22 protein-coding genes and 1 pseudogene are annotated in these 18883 nt (G+C 32.8%); 8 read left to right on the top strand and 15 right to left on the bottom strand.

Annotation, left to right across the window (positions count from 1 at the left end; all coding sequences use genetic code 11):
- The first annotated feature begins 75 nt into the window (after positions 1-75).
- Complete coding sequence (locus DFQ05_RS10970; RefSeq protein ID WP_132705456.1) at positions 76-279, top strand: hypothetical protein; 204 nt, start codon at positions 76-78, stop codon at positions 277-279.
- Complete coding sequence (locus DFQ05_RS10965; RefSeq protein ID WP_199221998.1) at positions 279-887, top strand: FAD-dependent oxidoreductase; 609 nt, start codon at positions 279-281, stop codon at positions 885-887. Before DFQ05_RS10970 ends, DFQ05_RS10965 begins: the two co-directional genes overlap by 1 nt.
- Here DFQ05_RS10965 and DFQ05_RS10960 read toward each other — a convergent pair.
- The 4 genes from DFQ05_RS10960 to DFQ05_RS10945 form a co-directional block, all read right to left on the bottom strand.
- The gene (locus DFQ05_RS10960; RefSeq protein WP_132705454.1) at positions 884-2491 is read right to left on the bottom strand and encodes a S41 family peptidase; all 1608 of its coding nucleotides are present in this window, start codon (positions 2489-2491) and stop codon (positions 884-886) included. The two genes, DFQ05_RS10965 and DFQ05_RS10960, sit on opposite strands and share 4 nt — an antisense overlap.
- Entirely contained in the window at positions 2484-2924 is a 441-nt protein-coding gene (locus tag DFQ05_RS10955; protein WP_132705453.1) for a deoxycytidylate deaminase, read from the bottom strand. The genes DFQ05_RS10960 and DFQ05_RS10955 overlap by 8 nt, the downstream gene beginning before the upstream one ends.
- Positions 2925-3018: 94 nt before the next feature.
- Complete coding sequence (locus DFQ05_RS10950) at positions 3019-3603, bottom strand: HupE/UreJ family protein (protein ID WP_132705452.1); 585 nt, start codon at positions 3601-3603, stop codon at positions 3019-3021.
- Positions 3604-3630: 27 nt separating this feature from the next.
- The gene (locus tag DFQ05_RS10945; protein WP_132705451.1) at positions 3631-5472 is read right to left on the bottom strand and encodes a T9SS type A sorting domain-containing protein; all 1842 of its coding nucleotides are present in this window, start codon (positions 5470-5472) and stop codon (positions 3631-3633) included.
- Positions 5473-5745: 273 nt separating this feature from the next.
- Between DFQ05_RS10945 and DFQ05_RS10940 the strand changes: the two are divergent.
- From DFQ05_RS10940 to DFQ05_RS10915, 6 genes and pseudogenes are all read left to right on the top strand, one after another.
- A pseudogene (locus DFQ05_RS10940) lies at positions 5746-6597 on the top strand (RHS repeat domain-containing protein); the annotation flags it as partial.
- Between the two features lie 659 nt (positions 6598-7256).
- Entirely contained in the window at positions 7257-8147 is an 891-nt protein-coding gene (locus DFQ05_RS10935) for an RHS repeat domain-containing protein (protein ID WP_132705449.1), read from the top strand.
- Positions 8148-8151: 4 nt separating this feature from the next.
- Positions 8152-8733 carry a hypothetical protein gene (locus DFQ05_RS10930; RefSeq protein WP_132705448.1) on the top strand — a complete coding sequence of 194 codons (582 nt, stop codon included), beginning with the start codon at positions 8152-8154 and terminating at the stop codon, positions 8731-8733.
- An 18-nt stretch (positions 8734-8751) separates the two neighbouring features.
- Positions 8752-9636 carry an RHS repeat-associated core domain-containing protein gene (locus DFQ05_RS10925; protein ID WP_132705447.1) on the top strand — a complete coding sequence of 295 codons (885 nt, stop codon included), beginning with the start codon at positions 8752-8754 and terminating at the stop codon, positions 9634-9636.
- Positions 9637-9644: 8 nt separating this feature from the next.
- Positions 9645-10217: a hypothetical protein gene (locus DFQ05_RS10920; protein ID WP_132705446.1), complete on the top strand. Its 573-nt coding sequence runs from the start codon at positions 9645-9647 to the stop codon at positions 10215-10217.
- 139 nt (positions 10218-10356) lie between these two features.
- The gene (locus tag DFQ05_RS10915; RefSeq protein WP_158281912.1) at positions 10357-11394 is read left to right on the top strand and encodes a tyrosine-type recombinase/integrase; all 1038 of its coding nucleotides are present in this window, start codon (positions 10357-10359) and stop codon (positions 11392-11394) included.
- Here DFQ05_RS10915 and DFQ05_RS10910 read toward each other — a convergent pair.
- The 11 genes from DFQ05_RS10910 to DFQ05_RS10860 form a co-directional block, all read right to left on the bottom strand.
- Complete coding sequence (locus DFQ05_RS10910; protein WP_132705444.1) at positions 11391-12524, bottom strand: type II secretion system F family protein; 1134 nt, start codon at positions 12522-12524, stop codon at positions 11391-11393. The genes DFQ05_RS10915 and DFQ05_RS10910 overlap by 4 nt on opposite strands.
- 2 nt (positions 12525-12526) lie before the next feature.
- Entirely contained in the window at positions 12527-13000 is a 474-nt protein-coding gene (locus DFQ05_RS10905; RefSeq protein ID WP_241974259.1) for a hypothetical protein, read from the bottom strand.
- On the bottom strand, positions 12987-13289 hold the full coding sequence (locus DFQ05_RS10900) for a hypothetical protein (protein WP_241974258.1): 303 nt from the start codon (positions 13287-13289) through the stop codon (positions 12987-12989). The genes DFQ05_RS10905 and DFQ05_RS10900 overlap by 14 nt, the downstream gene beginning before the upstream one ends.
- Positions 13290-13330: 41 nt before the next feature.
- Positions 13331-14623 (bottom strand): hypothetical protein, encoded by a 1293-nt coding sequence (locus tag DFQ05_RS10895; RefSeq protein WP_132705442.1) that lies wholly within the window; start codon positions 14621-14623, stop codon positions 13331-13333.
- A 1-nt stretch (position 14624) separates the two neighbouring features.
- Complete coding sequence (locus DFQ05_RS10890) at positions 14625-15098, bottom strand: hypothetical protein (protein ID WP_132705441.1); 474 nt, start codon at positions 15096-15098, stop codon at positions 14625-14627.
- A complete protein-coding gene (locus tag DFQ05_RS10885; protein WP_132705440.1) occupies positions 15095-15448 on the bottom strand; it encodes a hypothetical protein in 354 nt (117 codons plus the stop codon). Before DFQ05_RS10885 ends, DFQ05_RS10890 begins: the two co-directional genes overlap by 4 nt.
- Positions 15449-15451: 3 nt before the next feature.
- Positions 15452-16114 (bottom strand): hypothetical protein, encoded by a 663-nt coding sequence (locus DFQ05_RS10880; RefSeq protein WP_132705439.1) that lies wholly within the window; start codon positions 16112-16114, stop codon positions 15452-15454.
- Positions 16115-16205: 91 nt separating this feature from the next.
- Positions 16206-16817: a porin family protein gene (locus DFQ05_RS10875; RefSeq protein WP_132705438.1), complete on the bottom strand. Its 612-nt coding sequence runs from the start codon at positions 16815-16817 to the stop codon at positions 16206-16208.
- 53 nt (positions 16818-16870) lie between these two features.
- A complete protein-coding gene (locus DFQ05_RS10870) occupies positions 16871-17515 on the bottom strand; it encodes a hypothetical protein (RefSeq protein ID WP_132705437.1) in 645 nt (214 codons plus the stop codon).
- Positions 17516-17595: 80 nt separating this feature from the next.
- The gene (locus tag DFQ05_RS10865; RefSeq protein WP_132705436.1) at positions 17596-17997 is read right to left on the bottom strand and encodes a hypothetical protein; all 402 of its coding nucleotides are present in this window, start codon (positions 17995-17997) and stop codon (positions 17596-17598) included.
- Between the two features lie 3 nt (positions 17998-18000).
- Positions 18001-18883 (bottom strand): RHS repeat domain-containing protein (locus DFQ05_RS10860; RefSeq protein ID WP_277871521.1); only part of this gene is annotated, 883 nt, incomplete at its 5' end.

Raw genomic sequence — 18883 nt, 5'->3', positions numbered from 1 at the left:
AAGGCCGTAATAAGCGATTGACAAGAAAAGTTAAAGGTCAATAGAAAAAAATAGGTTATTAAAAAATTTAACCAGATGAAAGTATTTACCATCATTGCTACAATAATTGCTATTGCATTAATTATTTTTAATGCAACTAAACTAAATTTCGATGCGCTTTTAAAAGGCGAAAGTGCAACAGCCGTCATGACAATTGTCGCTGCGCTTTGTGCTATTCTCTTACTTCAAATTTTTAGAGTCTCTAAAAAAATAGAAAAACTTGATAATGGCAAATCATGATTTATGACGCTTTAATTATAGGCGGTGGCGCCGCAGGATTGTCTTGTGCCCTAGTTTTAGGCTCTGCAAAACCAAAACCATTTGCTGCCGATAAGCGCGTAGGGATTATTACACATCAAAAAACCTCACATTTACAAACAGCACTTTTTAACAACGTCTTAGGTCTCATTCCAGGAACACTAGGTAAAGATATCCTTGAAAGTGGAAAACAACAGCTTAAAGATTTATATCCTCACGTTGTACAGATTGAAAAAGAAAAAGTAAAGTCGATAGCAAAATCTTCTGAAGGCTATGTTATAGAAACAAATAAAAATACCTATACAACAAGAATTGCAGTTATAGCGGTTGGTTATACCAATCTATTAACTATAAAAGGCTTGGAAAACTATATTGAACCGCATCCTAAAGCGAATATAGAAAAGGAACGTATTTGGTTAAAAAACACAGACCATCTTATAGAGGACGGCTTATTTGTTGCTGGAACTTTAGCTGGCGGAAGGAGCCAATTTGCCATTGCCTCTGGAAGTGGTGCTGCTGTTGCTACAGACATTTTAACCCTTTGGAATAACGGCACGCACACCAAAGTACATGATAAAATTTCTAATTAATTAGTTCCTTCTGAAGATTCCTGACTTAGAAGGATAACTTCTTCTATCATAATGTCTATTTCATTAATGATTTCTTCAAAAGCATTATCATCATAAAGCTGTCTTGCCAAGGTGGCTTTAATTAATCGTTTAATAACATCGTTAAATGCTACAAAGCTAATATTGGTGCGTTCTAGTCGGTTTACATAATCTTGAAATCGTACTACAATATCGTCACTAACCACAAAATTATCTATAAAATCGCGCTTAGACACACCATCGTAAATCGCACGATTTTTGTCTAACTCTTCAAAAACAAAATACCCAAAATGTCCAGAACGACGTAAGTAATTAATCGTTTCGTTTTCAAAAGAGCGGTCGATTGGCACAAAAACATCTGGAATAATTCCACCGCCTCCATAAACAACTTTACCTTTAGGTGTGATGAATTTTAAAGAATCAGCAATTTCGATATTATCGGAATCCATTAATTCACCATTACGAAGTCTTTTAAAATAATCGTTAAAGTAAGCTCTGTTTTTACCATTATTGTATGGCTTTTGTATAGAGCGTCCTGTTGGCGTGTAGTATCTCGATACTGTTAGTCTAACTGCACTTCCATCTCCAAGTGCCATTTCTCGTTGAACTAATCCTTTTCCGTAAGAACGTCTACCTACAATTACACCTTTATCGTTATCCTGAAGTGCGCCTGCGATAACCTCGCTTGCCGAAGCTGAACTCTCATTGACTAAGATATAAACTTCACCTTCTTCAAAATCGCCTCTACTTGTAGCATAAGCATTCTCTCGACGTCCTTTTTTATTCTTTGTAAAAAAGATAAGCTTATCGTCTTCTAAAAATTCATCGGCAATTTGTTCTGCAATACCCAGAAAACCGCCTGGATTATCTCTTAAATCTAATGCTAATTTAGTTGCGCCTTGATCTTGAAGTTTATCTAATGCTGCCTTAAACTCTTTGTAGCTAGACTCGGCAAATCGATTCATTTTTATGTAACCCAGATTATCGGTAAGCATGTAGTATGCCTCCACACTTTTTATTGGAATGCTATTTCGTTTTACCTCGATATCTAAATACGCTTTAGTCTGTGGGCGATACACTTTAAGCTTAACCTTGGTGCCTTTTTTTCCTTTTAACTTTTCTCCAATGATTTCGGTATTAAAATTCTCTCCGAAAATCGAATCACCGTCTGCCATAAGTATCCTGTCGCCTCCTTTAATTCCAGCGCGCTTACTAGGTCCACCTTCCGTAGGTCTTATAACTGCGAGAGTGTCTTTATAAGGATAATAATTAATTCCTATGCCTACAAAGTCACCTCTCATATTCTCCGTAACTCGTTCTAAATCTTCTTTTGGAATATAAGTCGAATGTGGATCTAGATTATCTAAAATACCGTTTACTGTAACATCTACAATACTATCTGTATTCACATCTTCGACATATTCATAATCGATATAATCGATAAGCCTATTGAGCTTATCCTTTTTGCTATTTGTTGTAAACAGGCGGTCTGATGTATCTGTAAAATTTAGCTTTCCACCAATAAGAACGCCCACTGCAATTGCAATTCCTGTAATTAACGGTATGTACTTTTTTGCATTAGACATCTACTTCTACATCTTTTATTAAATCGACTTGTACACCTGCTTTTTCGAGAAATTCTAACCCAGAATTATCTTTATAAGCTTGGGAATAAACAACCCTTACAAATCCTGCCTGATGAATAAGCTTACTGCATTCTTTACAAGGCGACAACGTAATGTATAACGTCGCTCCGTTACAGGATTGTGTAGAAGAGGCGACTTTTAAAATAGCGTTAGCTTCAGCATGTAAGACATACCATTTTGTATAGCCTTCGTCATCCTCACAATAATTTTCAAATCCTGTGGGTGTTCCGTTATAGCCGTCTGATATTATCATTCGGTCTTTTACAATTATGGCACCAACTTGTTTGCGCTTACAATGAGACAGTTTTCCCCATTCTTTAGCCATACGTAAATAGGCTTTATCGTATCTAAGTTGTTTGCTTTTTTGTGCCATCAATGCTGAATTCTTTGTAAATAACGAATATAATTGCTTCGTATTTTATAAACAATGTGGTGTCGTTAAAGTTTTACCAAACTTTAATTCTTAATTAGAAGATGCTGTTTTCTATGAGGATAGGTATCACTAAACCTATGACTATGGATGAAAGTACCATAACCCAATCCCGTTTAGAAAACCTAAACAATGTTTGAAGAAGAAACCCTAGGAACATTACCACAAAAACGATAATTACTTGCGCAAGCTCAATCCCAAGTGCAAATTCTAAAAGCGCTAAAGGCTTATTTTCTGCATCGCCGAACACCATCGTAAACTCTCTTGCAAATCCCAATCCATGAATTATCCCAAAGAACAAGGCTGTAAAAAATAAAACACTTAGACTTTTGCGCTTTTCATTTTCGCCACCTGTGTATACATTATAGATTGCTCCAATTATAATTGTTATTGGTATCAGAAACTCTACCAACTTACCACTCACAGAAACGATATTATATGCTGCTAGGACCAGAGAAAGTGTGTGACCCAGAGTAAAAAGAGATACTAGCACTAACACCCGTTTCCAATCTTTAAATACATACGGTACAGAAAGTACAATTAAAAACAAGACGTGGTCGTAACCATTAATATCTAAGACATGATTGAGACCATATTTAACATTGAAAAAAAAATCGCTCATGGGGGAAGAATATATTTTTAACTTTAATTATTGTTTTATAACTCTAATTGTCCTAACCTTAGAATTGGCATCAATAATCTTAACAAAATAACTACCAGACTCAAAAGATGACATGTCTAAATTCATATTTGTAGATGATATTGTTTTTTGAAAAACAGATTGCCCGAGTAAATTGTATATTTCGATAGACTCGATGAAAGAAAGGCTCTCTAAGTTTAAAATATCTTTTACAGGATTAGGATGGGCTTTAACTTGGGACGCTGTCTTTGTAGCTACATCTAAAACATTATCGTTTGTTATTGTTATTACTTGGTTCGATGCCACATCTTCTACTACAGTCACCGTATTATCTGGCCATTCGATTCGAATTTCGTCTATAATTGTATTATCAACAACCCCAAAAAATGCTTCAGCAGGTTCTTGACCATAAAAACTCGTTCCGGCGGTAATTAATCGCATTCCTGTTTTCCCATTATCATAACTAATTTTTACCACTGTTCCGATTGCAAAATGATTCGAGCCATTCATCCGTGGCTTTACAACCAAATAATTATTGGCATTAGTTGTAGAGGAATAGTTATTCTCATAAATGCGAATTAAGTTGTTGTTATTTCCATTTTGCTTCATTGATTGTAATAAATCTAAATCTCCATCTCGGTCCATATCAAAAGCCATCAGTGATGTTGCGTCCCAAGTATCATTAAAACCTGACGATGAGGAGATATCACTAAACGCCAATCCATCGACATTTAACCACAATTTTGATTGATCAGCGCTCCATCCTTGACCCCAACCGTTTGTGGCAGCCAAATCAACATACCCATCATTATTTGCATCGAAAAATGTAGTCCCCCAGTCCCATCCGCTACTCCCTACATTTAAGTTTGGACTGTTTGAAACCTCATCGAAACCTAGCGAGCCATTTTCTACCCAATTATTTTTTAAAAAAATGTTGTGTCTAAGAACTCCATTTTCTTCTCTTGATATATTGGTAGAATACAAATCGAAATCACCATCGTTATCATAATCGCCAACGGCCATACCCATTTCGTTAAAGGCACTATTTGCATTTATGGTGGCACTTATATCTTGAAACGTATTATTACCATTATTTAACCAAAACTCGTTCTCTGTAAAATCTACATTTATGTAAATATCTAAAAAACCGTCATGGTTAAAATCGTGAAACAAAGGCTGATATCTTGATTTTTCTGGTTGTAAAGGAAAACTAACATCTGTAATATCGGTAAATGTACCATCGGTATTGTTTAAAAACATTGACATCTTAGCGCCCTCAAACATTCGTCCCCAAGAAGTAATAATAATATCTAGCCAACCATCGTTGTTTACATCCCCAGCAGCAATACCACCAACTACTGGGTCATCTATATTTACGATGTTGTAGCGGTCTCCAAAATCTAATCCAGAATTTGTAATTTCTACAAAGTTTCCAGAACTCGTTTGCTGATATAAAAATAACTGTAGTCTATCTGTACAAGAGCTGTCTATACCTAAGCAATCGCCCAATAGAATTAAATCTAATAGTTCGTCGCCGTTATAATCGACCCATAATGAGGACCTACACCTAAAGGTAGATGTAATTCCAGAAGCAACTGCCACTTCTTGAAACACTCCATTCCCGTTGTTATTGTAAAGTAAGTTCGTTAATCCAAATTCTGTTCCTGCAAAAAAATCTAGGTCTCCATCATTATCATAATCTGCAATAGAAGCTCCGCTTCCAAACAAATCTGGCATAACGGCCACAAATTGCAATCCCGAGGTTGAAGTTACATCGGAGAATTGTTGAGCATTTACACATATATTAGTAAAAACAACAAAAATTAATATTAAAAATAATCTAATCATCATGGCTAATATAAATCAAAAAAGCCTGTTTTAGTAATACTAAACAGGCTTTTTTGTACAGAACATGGACTTATTCTCGAACCAATGTTATAAATTTCTAGAAATTCTAAGTAACTCATTCTTATAAGTAAAATGAATTCTAAGTTTTACTAATTAAAGAATAATTAGTTATTTTTAAGCTAAATTTTACAATTAGAGGCAAATTTTTGTCTTTATTGATGTTAAAAGTTCTTTGTAATAGCAAGATTTTAGAGAGGATTAGATTACTATCCATTTGGGATGGCGATGCCCAATAGAAATATCGAAGGCAACTACCGCTACGGCTATCAAGGGGAATACGCCGAAAAAGAAGAGGTTGGAAGTACAAATTCTTTTGAACTAAGACTCTGGGATAGTAGGATTGGTAGGTGGATGTCGACGGATCCGGCTGGGCAATTTTATAGCTCATATTTAGGAATGGGAAATAATCCAATAAATGGTGTTGACCCTGATGGTGCTATCTTTAGACCTATCGGTTCAAAAGCAAAGAAACTATGGAGCGAATATAAATCAATGATTATCAAAACCGATAAAGGTAAAGCTATCTACGACGCAATACAAAATGACAAATCATATGAAGTAAAGGTTGTTTACATTTCAGAATTAGCAAATAATGATGATAGTTGGGCGTATGATGAAAATAGTAAAACTATTTACATTAGTGATGGTTTGACAGCTAATCAAGTGGAAAATAAAAATAAAGAAGTTGGTAGCTGGAACCACCCAAATTGGATTTTAGCTGGACACGAATTAAAGCACGCATGGGATCATTATAAACTTGGGAATAAGTTTTTATCCATGACAAGAAGAAATCAAGAAAAATCTGCTGTAAAATTCCAAAACTATTTGTATTCAGTATTTAATGATGACGGTGATTTTAGAAAAGGATATGGCCCTTGGCAATTTTCATTTTTTCCATCAGATAAAGATTTTAACCCAAAATTAGAAAAAATAAGACTTAAATATGAAGGTATCAAACATACTATTAAATCAGGTTTAGATAATTTTCCAAGTAGAACATTTTTTCAAATACAAAGAGTCTTTGAAAAGAAAACATATGGCAATGATAACTGTGGGTGTAAAAAATAATAATTCAATAAAACGGTTATTTATAATAACCCTAATAATTTTCTATTTGTTAGAAATATTTTTTGGTTTTGACATAGAATTAAATCAAATCCATTTATTAGTATATGCATTTAATATTGCCCTTTTACTGGCATTATTTTTTAACTTAAAATACTATAGATTTCTTTTTCCATTAGAAACTATGATGTGGTTAATTAGCTTTTTTTTATTAAGAAAGTATATTGACTTTAATACAGATTTATTAGTTCAGTTTCATAACTATGATAAATCAGCTATAATTTTTGATACAGTTAATATCTTATTGAGAGGTGTTATTATATCATACATATTTTTTCCAATGAATAGAAAATTGCACTTGATTATATTATTATGCTGTGTAATTTTAGTCTTTATAAAAAAAGAGTTTTTAACATCAGGTGTTTTTTGAAATTTAACTTTGCTGTAGAAATGAAAATAAATGATAAAAAGCTACTGTGAAAAGTAGCTTTTTATGCATTAGATTTAAGTTTAACGTTTTTGATAAGGGTATCAAGGGTATAGAGAATATGCTTTTTATCTTCCTCGTTAAACTCAGAAATGCCTTTCTGGACACAATAAAAGTTATATCTTTATTATTGTAGATACGTTCTTTAACATAATTTATTAGCTATCCATTTGGAATGCCAATGCCTAACCGTAATATAGAAGGCAACTACCGCTATGGCTACCAAGGTGAATATGCAGAAAAAGAAGAGGTAGGTAGTACCAACTCTTTTGAACTGAGACTCTGGGATAGTAGGATTGGAAGGTGGATGAGCCCTGATCCTTATGGTGAGTTTTTTAGTCCCTACTTAGGGATGGGAAACAATCCGATAAGTTTGACCGACCCTGATGGGGGTCAAACCAATTGTAATTGTAAAGGTGGGTTTTTTAAAAGGCTTTTTAAAGGTATAGGAAGGTTCTTTAAGAATAATTTTGGAAGATATAGGCCTAAGAGAAGTCCTCGAATTAAATCGCCTACAAGAGGATCGGGTAAAAAGAGATTGGCAAAAAGAGAGCCCGTTGAAGGTATTACTCCTGTAATGACTAGAGCAATTTCGATGTTTAATGAAGTTGAAATTCAGGCTTCGATAAAAAGAAGTTTTGAGATATCAGGTAATGAAGACACTCCAACACCTATTACACTTGGAGGGATTACTAAACCGATTACACCTGGTATGCCTGCGACTTTCTCTGGAGCTAATTATTTTAATGGTGGCGCAAGTGCAGTTACTACAGATGGTCGTAGACGACCAGAACTAACTTCAAAATTAAACCCTCTTACATCATCTCAATTACGGGAATTAACCAATTTGGCAAATTTTTTGATTGTTAATCCTAATAGAAGGGTTAACTTCTGCTATCCTGACACTAGTAGAACAAATCCTCTATTAAAAAAGGAATTAGACATGTTGTTTGAAAGGTCGTTTGACATTATTACAACTATTTTAAAAAACAATGGCGTGAATAATCCCAATAAACGTATTTTACGTTCCACTAAATGTCAGGGATTTAGAATTACAATAATCTAAACAAATGAATAAAATCATCTTATTGTTGTTTTTAGTAGTTTCAATTAGTTCTCTTTCGCAAGAGACTAATTACATAGACAATGACACAGTTCTATCTTGGGACATGACTCGTAAGCTTAAATGGGTTGATTTCAAAGGAGTAAAAGACACAACCAACTACAGTAGGCATGGTGCTGTCACTAATTATTCTCTCTATTTGTTTCCTAAGAAAATTTACCCAAAAGATTATGAAAAAATAAATGTAATTCCACTAATGTATAAAAATACATCTTGGTCTGTTGACGAGTCAGTAGGTTTATTATTACATGAGCAATTGCATTTTGATATTGCGGAACTGTATGCTAGAAAAATTCGAAAATGTTTTGAAGAATTGAAAAAAGGTGGAGAGAACAATATTTATACCTACATAAAAATTGCCAATGAATTAGATTTTCAGTGTACTGAATATCAAAAGTTGTACGACTCTGAGACTAGGCATGGACAAATTGGCTTAAGACAGCTAGCATGGCAGAGAAAAATAGCCAGAGAATTGAATGAATTAATGAATTATAGTTATAAGGCCAAATTAAAAGACATTCAGAACTAAATCAGATATCCATTTGGAATGCCAATGCCTAATCGTAATATAGAAGGCAACTACCGCTACGGTTACCAAGGTGAATATGCAGAAAAAGAAGAGATTGGAAGTACAAATTCTTTTGAGCTAAGACTATGGGATAGTAGAATTGGTAGGTGGATGAGTCCTGATCCGTATAATGAGTTCTCTTCACCATATCTTGGGATGGGAAATAACCCCTTAAAATTTATCGACATTGACGGTGGGAAAATATATATTTATGCAACTATTTCGGGGAAATCAACAACTTTTGAATATAAAAATGGAACCTTATACTACGCTCAAAGTGGAAAAGAGTACAAAGGCACAGATTCCTTTTTAACAGAAGTGAAAACTGCTTTGCGAAAATTAGATTATGGATATAAATTTAAAAACTTAGTAATTGATTCAGGAGGAAATATTGGAACTAATAGTTTTATTAATTCTTTAGTAACTGCCAAAGATATTTATAGAATAAGATTGCACCCTAAGCAAGGGAATTCGACAAATGGATTAGAAGTACTAGTCGACCCAAAAACAAAAGTAAAGACTTATACACGAAAAGGTCTGAAGCTTTCTCCCTTCTTTATTACTTTGGGTCATGAGTTAGCCCATGCTTGGGATAATGCAAAAGGTATTTCTGATAAAAGTGTTTGGTACAAAGTCGATACTAATGGAGATGGTGTTAAAAACAGAAGTGTTAAGAAGAGTGAACAATTTGCATCCGCAATTGAGAATATGTTTAGAGGTGAGCACCAATTACCATTGAGAAAATACTACTCTGTTGACACCTCAGGAAGTCCTTTAAATCAATCCCTATTGCTGGATAAAACGCTTAATACTATTTTTACACTCAAGGGAGGTGTAAAAGACAAATGTAAATGTGGTAACTAAAAAGAATTATGAAAAAGATAGTATTCATTTTGATAATAAGTATCTCATTTTTGAAATGTGTACCAGCAAAGAAATTGCAAAAGGAAATTGATATGTCTTTTTCTAAAAAATATTCAATTAATAAAAATTCTTATTCATCAAAAGTGAGAAATAAAGTGATTGAAAAGTACTTTAATTATAACTATTCTGATGGACAGTATATATTAATTCAAGATGTAATTTTACCTGAAATATCAGGCAGTATTGGTTCGTTCATTGCTATTAAGAATATAGTTGAAAATCAAATAAATTATTTTAAAACTATTGAATCTGACTTTACATTAAACGAAAATTTACTTTCCAATGTGATAGAAGTAACTAATCTTGATGACAATCTAATTAAAAATTATTATAATTTAATTTTTAGAAAGATTGAAAATGGTGCTTACAAAGAGTTAATTAATTTGCATAAAGATGATAATCGGCAATTAAGTCATCCGGGAGATGTTTATGTAATAAAATTCAGTATAGATAAAGATAAAAAAATCGATATAAATAAAATATTATTATTTCAAGAGTTTGGGGTCTTGGAAGATGATTAATCTTAGCTAATTCAAAATTAATTGGTAGGTAATAGATATTAAAAATATTACTTTGTAAAACTTGGTAATATTCCTATCCATCGAACAATATGATTTTTTCAATAAATTACTTTTTTTTACATTTAAGCAAACCTTAAATGTGAAAAAACCTACACAACTACTTCCTTTATTTCAACGCTTTATAAGAGATACAGAGACTGGCAAACGTCTTAAAAAGAATGGAGAAAAGATAAAACCACAAAGCATACAAAACTACAAGTATGTATTAAACAATCTGCACAATTTTAGTATTGAGTCTGGTTTTGAGTTACGTATTTGTGATGCTTCAAAACTCACTAAACGTGAGTATACTAGTGAAAAGAATTACTGGAAAAAGTTTTATAAAAAATTTACAGAATACTTGTACAATAATGGTTGCCACGATAATTATGTAGGCACCAACATTAAAGTTATACGTACCTTTTTTAACTATTTAAAAAACGATAGAGATTTTTTCACAGGAGATTTTCAACGCCTATTTTATGTGCGCACAGAGGATATAGAAGTATTAGTACTCTCTCCTGAGCAACTCAAATTTTTAATCCACGACACAGAATTTGAAGAAAGTTTAAGTAAAGGCTTAAAGCGTATAAAAGATATTTTTGTTTTTGGTTGTACAACGGGTTTACGATTCTCAGATATCTTTTTATTAACCAACAAAAATTTTGAGCAACAGAACAATGAGTGGTATCTTAAAATTAAATCTCAAAAAACTAAGACATTTAGTTTTATTAAACTACCGAGTTATGCTGTTGTTATTTTTTTAAAACACAAATCTAGAAGTAACAAGCAACCCTTATTTCAACCGATATCGTTATTCAATTTTAATAAACACATTAAAAAGATTGGTGAGAAAGCAGGATTCGATACTCCAATAGAATTCACTAGAGAAATAAGAGGAAAGACCTTAAAAAAGCACAAGAATAAGCAGACTTTATTTTATCAAAAAATGAGTTCGCATATGATGCGACGTACCGCTATTACGACCTTACTTATTTTAGGCATGCCAGAGCATTTAGTTCGTAAAATAAGTGGGCATAGTCAATCTAGTAATTCCTTTAACCGCTATGTACATTATGCCCAAGCTTATATGGATAGGGAGATTGATAAGGTGCATAGTAAATTAGAAAACTACTAACCTAAAACACTACTCAACCTAAACATAGGTAGATACATAGCAATAAGAATAACGCCGACTAAAACGCCGACAATCATAATAATAAATGGTTCTAAAGCCGTAGAAAGTAGTTTAGATTTCTGTTGTACTTGCGTAGTGTATCGTGCATTAAGACGCTGAAAGATAAACTCGTTTTGGTTAGTCTCTTCTGCGACTTTGACTAAAGCGACCATTTTTGCATCAAATAACTTGTGTTTATCTAAACTTTGACTCAGTGATTTCCCTTTTAGGATGTCAGCTTCTACAACTTCGAGTGCATCTTGTAAAGGCATAAAGCCAATCATCTTTTTTACCAATTGAATGCTATTTACCAAAGGCACCTTTGAAGCTGTTAATAGAGATACTGCTTGCGTAAATTGGGATAAATAAATAGTTTTAAGAAAACTACCAATATAAGGCAGTTTTAAAGTCAATTTATCTGTAAGACGTCGATACCATAGTTTTTTCTTTAAAACGCTCTTAGAGGCTATAAAAATGATGATAATGACTAAAAATAGCCAACCGTAAGTTTTAAAGAACTCGGATGCCGCAATAATAAATTCTGTAATCTTTGGCAAATCTACACCTTGCTGTTTAAAAATATCTTGAAACATCGGTACGACATAACTCAGCATAAATGCAACCACTAATATAGCAGTTGAAAGTATAATAATTGGATACGTTAGCGCGCTTATGATGTTGCGACGTTGCTCATTCTTACGACTGTAAAATGCTCCTAACTGTTCAGTAACTTGTTGTAGAGTACCCGTTTCTTCACCAATTTTTATAGAGTAGTATTCGTATTCGGTAAACTCTTTTTTTGATTGTAAACTGTCTGATAAACTTGCGCCAGTGACTATATCGTTAGAAATAGCTTTAAGAATTACTTTTTGTTGACGCTTTTTTTGAGCATTCTCGATGAGTTCCAAAGCATCTTTAAGTGTAATCCCAGCTTTAAGTAATAAACCTAACTCTGTATAAAAGTCTTCCTTGGTTTTGTTAGAAAACGAAGAACCAAGAAACGTTATCTCCTTTTTTAGAAAGGACTCTTTATTAGAAATTTTAGTTTTCTTTAGAGTTGCTGTTTTAGTATTTTCTAGCTTAAATCCCATTATTAAAAATCGTTCATAAATTGAGAGGCATCATTCTGCTTAAACACAAAAATGGGTTGCACTTGAGTGTCTTTCGATGTCTGTAATTTTATAGCATCAACTAAACCACTGTCATTAATAGTTTCACCGTTGAAAAACAACGATTTCTGAAAAATACTAATATTAAACGTGTCCTTTTCTCTGATAATATTATCAGTACTAAATTTATAATATATGGAGTCGGTTTCAGTTTTAAATTTTAGTTCATCCAATTGTGAGTCTAATCGTATTTCAGAATAGCTGTGAAAATCTATTTGTAAAGCCATTTCTAAACGATTAATTTCTGAAGATTGCTCAAAGTTAGATTGGATGCTATACATCTGTTTTTGAATTAAACTCAATACAGAAAACGCTAAACCAACCACAATAACTGTGAGTATTAATACCACAAGTATTTCACTTAGGGTAAAGGCCTGTATTCTTTTACTTAGTTTCAAATATAGGTTGGGTAAGGGTTTGTTTGGTTTCTGTATTAAAAGCCTCAATCATCGGTTGAGTTATGGCTTCATCATCATTATCATCAAAAATTTCAATAGACCAAGGGTTAAAATCGGTTTGATACGGCAGACTTATTTTATCGTTGATGTATAGATATTTTAATTCTGAAATATATGTGTCTATAGCCCTTGTGTTACTTTTAATGATATTAGAAAATAAATTATTCAAAATCATACTGGCAAGCATAAATATAACTACAATCAAAACGGTAGCCACTAAAGTTTCCATTAGCGTGGAGCCTTTAACTTTGCGATGTAATTTTAAATGTTTTAATATAACCATTTCGCTACTGCTTTTTCTGAGTCATTAATTAGCATACCAACATACTTTTGTGGTAATGCATCAACTGAAATTTTAGCACCATATAAATGATTCTGATAAATAGAACCACCTTTATGGACAATAAAATTATGAGCAAAGACAGTACCTCTTACAGTTCCCAATAGTTCTATATTCTGGTTGCAATAGACTTCGCCATTAATGGTGACATCTTCTGAAATATAGATTTGACTATCGTAATTATTAGCCTTGGTTTGACCAAAGAAAATCATCTGTCCAGAAATAGTGGTATTATTTCCAATCTCAATAGGTATATTTTTTTTCTGAACGGAATTCTCTATATGAGATATTCTCGTTTCTTCAACTATCAAGCTTGAAGGATAAGAGAGATTCACATTTTTTCCTACCGCAATTGATTTGTTGGCTATGGCTTGAAATGCCCCTTTGACATTATCTACAATTGTAATTTTGGGAGCAATCAACAATACATCTTTCAACCTTGTAGAAGCGCTTACTACAATTTCAGTTTCTGATTGCACCACAATATTTCCAGTCAGCTCAACAAAATTTAAGTTCAGTTTTCCGCTTCGATAAATAACCTGCATTGGTTCTTTAAAAGAGTTGGTATAGGACTGTCCAGCTTCTATTTCAATAAAATTGCCAGTGTCTTTATAAGAGGAAACCGTTGTAATATAGTTCAACCATTCAGATGAAGGTTTAGGGAATGATTGTATCTTTTTAGATGCCCCATAAATTAGCTGACTCCCGCTGTAAGATTCTCCTGAGATATAACCTGGTTTTACACCTTGCGCAGGTAAATAATTTAGACCTTCTAATCTTGTTTGCCCAACCAAAACCAAAGGCGTTTTGGTTTCTTCCAGATATAACGACGGCCTGTTAATATCTAATTGACTAGCACCAATTAAAGCTACTTTTTTAAACTGATTGGTTTTGACTTTTGATTCTACAGTAATTTTTTCAAAAGCACCCCAAAAGGTCTTTTCTACGGAAAGGGATTTATAATCTTCATCATTTAGAGGGATTGGTGTAGAAGTATTGGAAACCAATCTGTTTTTAAGTGAATAATTAATACCCCTATCGCAGTTTTCAACTGTTTCTTTAACGAATGTGGTTTGTAATCTAAAACGTTTGTGGAGATATACCAATAGAATAAAGGCGGTTAGTAATAAACCAATAACGATGACGATATGCAGAGTTAACTGTAATGCCCCTGCTTTAACTCGCGAATTGAAACCACCAAGATTTTTTCTGAGCCATGACATATCAATCAACTAAAATGGTGGTATTGGTATTATTGAATCGAATAACCACTTGTTTGGAACTGCCAGAAACGAGTTTTACATCATTGACGGTTTCACCTTTCCGTATCAAATATTGTTTTCCGTTAATGGTTAAAATAAAGACCTGATCTTTTCCATTTTTAACAATTCCAGAAAAGTTAACCTTGGGTGTATTAATTGGCTTTGTAGGAGTGATTGCCTTTTTTTTAGGAGCTGAATTGTGTTCTACTTTCTTTTCCAGAGTTCCCAGAAATGGGTCACGCTCTATATCTGAAATAGTAAATGTTTCCGTTTTAGCAATTGGTTTGGGATTAAAATCTGCAATATTGGTTGCGCTTGGTATTTCTGGTAAATCAGGATTTATACCCTTAGATACTTCATACCCCAAATAACCCCAAGTAATTAGCATGAGAGGAAGTGAAATCCAAATTGGCACTTTCCTGAAAAGCTCTCTCATTGTACAGTGAAACTTTGGGTGGAAAATGCGGTTTGATACTCTGAATTTTCTGCTCTAATGCGCCACTGATATGCTCCTGCTTCTAAATCGATATTAAGATTTAATTGAGTTGTTAACGAATCTGTTATGATTTGTTGAGCTTCAGCAAAAGTAGGTGTCGCAATCTGTAATCTATAGTTTTCAGCATCCGCAACAGCGTTCCAATTGAACGTTATCGATGTTGCAGATATCGTTACACCATCTGTCGGAGCTAAAATAGTTACAATCTCATTGGAAATATCTGGAACTTCTATAATATCATCACAAGATACCGACAAAAAAAGCAAAATTAAGATTGATAGCTTCTTCATATTTTAAAATCTTAAATATTGGTTTAGAGACTTTTCTTTTTTAGGAGACCTATAAGTGCCTTTTGGACAGGACTCATCATTTTCGACAATATCGACAATTGACCATGCCGAATATCCTTCCTGTTTCCAGCAAAAATTTGAAGTTGAATATTTAAATACTACACCGTTAGAAAATGGTATTGTATCTATTAAAACTCCTTTTCTGTACAAATACAAAGCATATGATTTTACACCAAAGGATTTTACGAATACTTCATCTGCCTCCTGAATTCTATTCTGCTGTTCGTTAGTAAATACGATACTAATACTGCTAATTAAATGAGCGTCTGGTTTATTAAGTAAATAGTTATCTACACCAGTGTTTTCATTACTCATTATACTATTAATAACAGAAACTCTATCAGCGATACTCAACTCTAAATATCTAGGTTTCACTTTTAACGAATCTGTATAGTCTACCTTTACTGAATGATGCTGTTTTTCTTTTGATTTCAGAAAGAGGTTATAACTCGCTCTACTAAATTCCTGAGATTGGACATTCACTTTAATGTGTTCTTCATAGATTGGAATAGCCGTATGACTATAATCTTTTTCTAATAAAAAGTTTTTGTCTTCGCCAACTTCACCAAGCTGCAAACGTTCAGTAGTATTGTACGCCGATGGCATCAGGATTTTATTTGAGCAACTATTAAGAGAAATAGCTAGAAACAATATAAAGTAAAGTCTAAAAAAAAAATTCATGAATATCGAATAAAATCTAGTTTGAAAAAACAATATAGTTTAGATTAAAACTAAGAGCAAAATTTCTAATGTTTAAATCTCTAAATGACAATGGAGGTGTTTGTTCTATTTCAAATACATTAGTAAATCCATGATAAACATTTAGACCTACTCTAAAGTCGTTAATTTTGTATCCAAACTCTAAGTTAGCACCAATATCAATTGAACTGTCTAAATCTCCTAAGTCAAGACTCTCTCTGGAATCGTTTATTAGAATACCAATTTGAGGGCCAACCTCAACATATAGCTTATCAAAAAATCTAACATTTAGAGGGATAGTAAGGTAATCTAACTTATAGTCAATGTTACTAGCGTCTAGGCTTCTTGAAGAATCATAATTTTTGTCTCTATCTCCCATTTGAGAATATATAAGTTTAGGACTTAGTAGAATCTTGTCATTTATCGGGATTTCTGAAAACATCCCAAGTTTTAGACCCATAGAACTTGTGTTAAAAAAGCTACCATTCACGGCTTTAAATTCTTCATTAAGTCTTGATATATTTAACCCTGTTGTAACGCCATAATTTATTTGTGACAATGCTGATAAGGATGAGAAAACAGTAAGAAAAAGTAATACTTTTTTAATCATAATATGTTAGTTTTAATAGTTTAAAAGAAGGTTTTGCTGAAGAGTAGTTAAATCTAATTGGTACATTTTGTATTATAAAATTGAACGATTTCTATAATATCTTCACGTTTAAGTTCTTTAGATTCAATTTTTTCAACTAAGTCCGTACAATCACTAAAATAATTCATTGCCTCTTTTCTAAAACGTTTAGGTCCATTAGGTAATAATACAACAGGGACTTGGTTAGGATTCTTAGCTACAAAATATTGATTGTTAGCACCAAATCCTGTAAAACCTCCGTTTCCATTAACTCCTGTGCCTGTATTAACTGCACGAGAGTATAAAATTAACTTGTCGTTAATGATTAGTCTTACCATTCTTAGATGCTCTTTGTTCTCTTTAATATAAATTGGAATAAACTTTTGAGACTCTTTGTATGTAACTATCTTTCTGTTTTTTTTTGTTTTTACTTTAATGCTGAAAACAACACTATCAATTGATTTTACGCTTATCTCTTTTTTAGATTTATTGGCTTTAAAAGAAAAAAACTCTTCGCTTGGAGACCACTGGCGTAGTGGAAACGCTATTAAATCTACCTCTCCAGATAATGTGCTACCATCCTTAAGAAATACTTTAGCAGGTGTGTAGCTATACTGCGCAACTGCTAAATTGACAAATAGTAAAAATAGAATCGCGGAAATGATTTTAAAAAACCTCATAATGTAATCTTTTAAACGAGATTACAAAATAATAAAATCTGATATAACTACTGATATAAATTGCAACTTTATACCGAGGATTAATTAGGAATAAATCTTTTATTTAAATTTAAAATGGCTTTTTCTAATTTATTGGTCGAAATATCAAAAATCAGTTCTGTATGATTTGATAATTTAATTTTCTTCTGGTCTAAAAAAGTTTCATTATTTATTATTAAGTGTTCATGTTTATAAATAAAATCATCATATTTTATTTTGGTCTTTTCAGAAAAGAAAAAATAAATATCATATAAAGAATCTTTATAAAAAATAAAATCGAAAGTATGATTGATTCTTATGATTTTGAATTTCCTTGAATGACTACTTGTCGAAGTAATTAAATCCCTAAAATTATCCACAAACACAGAGAAGGACTTTTCTATTTTTCTTCCAAAAATTTTATTAGGATGATTTGTAAACTCAATGAATTCTTTTTCGTTCATATGTTAATCTAATTTTTTTAAAGCTTTAATCAAAAAATTTAATTCTCCTGATGCTGCTCTTTCAATTTCATTACCTTGTTTCAAAAGATCACGAGCCTTTTCGGTATAATCTATAAGTTTTTTTCTAAAAGCAGGGTTCTTTAAAGCCTCTTCTACGGCTTTAATAGGAGCTTGTAAATGTTTTTCCTTTATATTATTAAAAACACTTTTAATTACAATTGTTCCATTATTTCCTGGCTTTAATGCTAATTCAATATTTCCAATATGAACATGTGCTCCTTTTACTGCCCAGTCAGGTGCAACTTTTGAAATTTTCAGTGTTCTAAATACTTTAGAACCATATCTTAAAGGTCTAAGAAGGGGAAATGTTGTGAGTATATTTACTCCATCTCCAATATCTAATCTTCCATCAGACAAGCCTACAAAAGTACTTGATATACCACTTGGGTCAATATTCTCAGCAACCGTTCTGGTGATTCTTTCCGTTTCACTAACTAACGTTTTTACCGTTCTATTATCTCTCTCAAGCGTTCTTATTTGAGAAGCGGATTTGTTTGAAGGATTTATAGTGAAAAAGTTCTTAAATGCTGAAACGTAATCCCACCACGGTGGATCAGTACCATCACCTCCTTTACACCCACAATCTTGACCACCGTCTGGATCAACTCTACTTATTGGGTTATTACCCATACCAAGGTAGGGACTTGCATATTGCCCTGCAGGGTCAATAGTCATCCACCTCCCAATTCTACTATCCCACAGTCTTAGTTCAAACGAGTTGGTACTCCCAACTTCTTCTTTTTCGGCGTATTCGCCTTGATAGCCGTAGCGGTAGTTGCCTTCTATATTACGGTTAGGCATTGGCATTCCAAATGGATAGTAATCT

This window comes from Winogradskyella wandonensis (assembly GCF_004346845.1).
Taxonomy (GTDB): Bacteria; Bacteroidota; Bacteroidia; order Flavobacteriales; family Flavobacteriaceae; genus Winogradskyella; species Winogradskyella wandonensis.
This window is presented reverse-complemented; position numbering and strand designations above follow the sequence as displayed.

Excerpts from the sequence above, each read along its gene's own strand:
- DFQ05_RS10970 (WP_132705456.1), top strand. The coding sequence starts at position 76 with ATGAAAGTATTTACCATCATTGCTACAATAATTGCTATTGCATTAATT.
- DFQ05_RS10960 (WP_132705454.1), bottom strand. The coding sequence starts at position 2,491 with ATGTCTAATGCAAAAAAGTACATACCGTTAATTACAGGAATTGCAATT.
- DFQ05_RS10955 (WP_132705453.1), bottom strand. The coding sequence starts at position 2,924 with ATGGCACAAAAAAGCAAACAACTTAGATACGATAAAGCCTATTTACGT.
- DFQ05_RS10950 (WP_132705452.1), bottom strand. The coding sequence starts at position 3,603 with ATGAGCGATTTTTTTTTCAATGTTAAATATGGTCTCAATCATGTCTTA.
- DFQ05_RS10945 (WP_132705451.1), bottom strand. The coding sequence starts at position 5,472 with ATGATGATTAGATTATTTTTAATATTAATTTTTGTTGTTTTTACTAAT.
- DFQ05_RS10935 (WP_132705449.1), top strand. The coding sequence starts at position 7,257 with ATGCCAATGCCTAACCGTAATATAGAAGGCAACTACCGCTATGGCTAC.
- DFQ05_RS10930 (WP_132705448.1), top strand. The coding sequence starts at position 8,152 with ATGAATAAAATCATCTTATTGTTGTTTTTAGTAGTTTCAATTAGTTCT.
- DFQ05_RS10925 (WP_132705447.1), top strand. The coding sequence starts at position 8,752 with ATGCCAATGCCTAATCGTAATATAGAAGGCAACTACCGCTACGGTTAC.
- DFQ05_RS10920 (WP_132705446.1), top strand. The coding sequence starts at position 9,645 with ATGAAAAAGATAGTATTCATTTTGATAATAAGTATCTCATTTTTGAAA.
- DFQ05_RS10910 (WP_132705444.1), bottom strand. The coding sequence starts at position 12,524 with ATGGGATTTAAGCTAGAAAATACTAAAACAGCAACTCTAAAGAAAACT.
- DFQ05_RS10900 (WP_241974258.1), bottom strand. The coding sequence starts at position 13,289 with ATGGAAACTTTAGTGGCTACCGTTTTGATTGTAGTTATATTTATGCTT.
- DFQ05_RS10895 (WP_132705442.1), bottom strand. The coding sequence starts at position 14,623 with ATGTCATGGCTCAGAAAAAATCTTGGTGGTTTCAATTCGCGAGTTAAA.
- DFQ05_RS10890 (WP_132705441.1), bottom strand. The coding sequence starts at position 15,098 with ATGAGAGAGCTTTTCAGGAAAGTGCCAATTTGGATTTCACTTCCTCTC.
- DFQ05_RS10885 (WP_132705440.1), bottom strand. The coding sequence starts at position 15,448 with ATGAAGAAGCTATCAATCTTAATTTTGCTTTTTTTGTCGGTATCTTGT.
- DFQ05_RS10880 (WP_132705439.1), bottom strand. The coding sequence starts at position 16,114 with ATGCCATCGGCGTACAATACTACTGAACGTTTGCAGCTTGGTGAAGTT.
- DFQ05_RS10875 (WP_132705438.1), bottom strand. The coding sequence starts at position 16,817 with ATGATTAAAAAAGTATTACTTTTTCTTACTGTTTTCTCATCCTTATCA.
- DFQ05_RS10870 (WP_132705437.1), bottom strand. The coding sequence starts at position 17,515 with ATGAGGTTTTTTAAAATCATTTCCGCGATTCTATTTTTACTATTTGTC.
- DFQ05_RS10865 (WP_132705436.1), bottom strand. The coding sequence starts at position 17,997 with ATGAACGAAAAAGAATTCATTGAGTTTACAAATCATCCTAATAAAATT.